This is a genomic window from Burkholderia sp. E168m23 (genome assembly GCF_016586125.1).
Taxonomy (GTDB): Bacteria; Pseudomonadota; Gammaproteobacteria; order Burkholderiales; family Burkholderiaceae; genus Burkholderia; species Burkholderia orbicola.
In genome coordinates this window covers 1-2,109 of the sequence record NZ_BCPP01001113.1, presented here as the reverse complement: position 1 = coordinate 2,109, position 2,109 = coordinate 1, and the positions used below count along the sequence as shown (strand labels likewise).

The window sequence follows — 2,109 nt, the reverse complement described above, 5'->3', positions numbered from 1 at the left end:
CGCCGGTGTTCACTTCGCCCGCCTGCACGCAGAAAATGGTCATGTCGTCGAGCGGCGGCAACTGCGCCGGGTCGATCCGGCCGTGCGTATCGACCGGCGCGACGACGATGCGCTTCATCCCGAAGCCGAGCACGCGCAGCGCCTTCTTCACCGTGATGTGCGCGAGCGCGGAGATCACGACTTTCACTTCCGGCGCGCCGATCAACCCGTCCTCGTCGATATCCCAGCCCTTGCGCGCGAGCAGCGCGCGCCGCGCGGCCACCAGTGCGACGAGCGTGCAGGCCGTCGCGCTCGTGCCGAAGCCGACCGCACTGCCTTCGGGCAACCCGAGCGCATCGACGACCCAGCGCGCGGCCTGGCGCTCGAGCGTCGCGGCCACCGGCGAATTCGCATACGACGACGCGCACTGGTCCCACGCGAGCATCAGCCGCTCGGCAGCCGCCGCAGCCGGCAGCGTCGCGCCGATCACGAAGCCGAAGTAGTTCGGGCCGTTCGATGCGACCGTCGCGGGCGCGCCGTGCTCGTCGAGCAGGCGCAGCACGTCGTCGGCTGGGCGGCCTGCATCGGGCAGCGGCTCGTCGAACGCAGCGAGGCCGGCGAGTGCGGCCGCGTCGGGAAACGCGCGCCGCTCGTTCGTTGCAGCCAGATACGCGTGCGCGCGCCGGTCGGCGTCGGCCAGCAAGGAAAGTTCGTCCATGTCGGTTGCCTCGGTCAGGGTCAGAGTTGCGAGAGATCGCGGCCGAGCCGCTGCAGCGCGCCGTCGATCCGCTTGTAGTACGTGAACTTGCCGACGCGGGTCGCCCGCACGAGCCCGGCATCCGCAAGGATGCGCATGTGGCGCGTGGTCGTGGCCGGCGCGATGCCGAGCTTCTCGGTGATGTACGTGCAGCACACGCCGAGCTCGTCGACGTCGCCATGCGGCTGCGGCGGGAAATGCTTGCGCGGTTGCCTGAGCCAGCGCATCACGGCCAGACGGCTTTCGTTGGCCAGCGCGCTGAGGCGGGTGACGTCGTCCATGGGGGTGCGGATTCGTTTAACGTTTTGAATATTAGCTAAATGACGAAACGTGGGCAAATGGTTTGAAGAACGATTTTCGGGCGTGATGTCGTTCGTCGGTATGCACCTTCGGTATTCGCTGCGATCACGGCTGAATCGCCGTCGCAACGTCTCGCAGGCCGCGCGCGGGCAACGTGCTGCTACGCCAGCGCCTGCGCCAGCCGGTCGATCAACGCCCGCACGCGCCGCGGCTGCGCGACGCTGCCCGGATAGACGATCTGCAGATCGACTTCACCCGGCGAGAAGTCGCGAAGGATCTCGACGAGTGCGCCCGACGCCAGATCCCGCTCGACGTCGACCAGCGACTTCAGCGCGATGCCGTGCCCCGCGATGCACCACGCGCGCACGAGCGCGCCGTCGTTGGCGACGCGCCGGCCGCGCACCACCACGCGCTTCAGGACGCCGTCGATGCTGAACGGCCATTCGGCGTACAGCTCCTGGCCGAAGCGCATCACGATGCAGTCGTGCGCGGCGAGTTCGTCCGGGTGCATTGGCGCGCCATGTGCGGCGAGATACGCGGGCGACGCGCATACCACGCGCCGCGCACGGCCGAGCGAACGGCTGCGCAACGAACTGTCCGCCAGCGTGCCGCGGCGGATCGCGAAATCGAGCCCCTGCCCGACGAGGTCGACATACCCGTCGCCGAGATGCAGGTCGACCGTCACGCCCGGATGGTCGGCCAGGAATGCGTCGACGACGGGCACGACGCGCTCGCGCCCGAGATCGGCCGGCGCACTGAGCCGTACCGGCCCCGACAGCGTCTGCACGCCCAGCCGCACCCGGCTTTCGAGCTCGTCGGCCTCGGCCAGCAGGCGTCGCGCGCCGTCCACCAGCGTGCGGCCCTCGTCGGTCAGGCTGATCGCGCGCGTCGTGCGCGTAAGCAGCGCCGCGCCGTAGTGACGCTCGAGCGCCGTCAGCCGCTCCGACACCGTGGCCGGCGACAGACCGACCTCGCGACCCGCCGCGGCCAGCCCGCCCTTCTCCACGATGCGCAGGAACAGCGCGAGGTTGTCGAGCAGCATTGTTCGCCCCTTCCGAAGGATATTTTCGCCG

At 69.6% G+C, this 2,109-nt stretch carries 3 protein-coding genes; all 3 read right to left on the bottom strand.

Features of this window, described 5'->3' with window-relative positions:
- The coding region (locus tag JMF90_RS34655) for a pyridoxal-dependent decarboxylase (RefSeq protein ID WP_236598098.1) at nucleotides 1–697 on the bottom strand (697 nt) is incomplete at its 3' end.
- A gap of 20 nt (nucleotides 698–717) precedes the next feature.
- Nucleotides 718–1,017 (bottom strand): helix-turn-helix transcriptional regulator, encoded by a 300-nt coding sequence (locus JMF90_RS34650; protein WP_011548450.1) that lies wholly within the window; start codon nucleotides 1,015–1,017, stop codon nucleotides 718–720.
- A 179-nt stretch (nucleotides 1,018–1,196) separates the two neighbouring features.
- A complete protein-coding gene (locus JMF90_RS34645; protein ID WP_011548451.1) occupies nucleotides 1,197–2,078 on the bottom strand; it encodes a LysR family transcriptional regulator in 882 nt (293 codons plus the stop codon).
- Nucleotides 2,079–2,109: the final 31 nt, after the last annotated feature.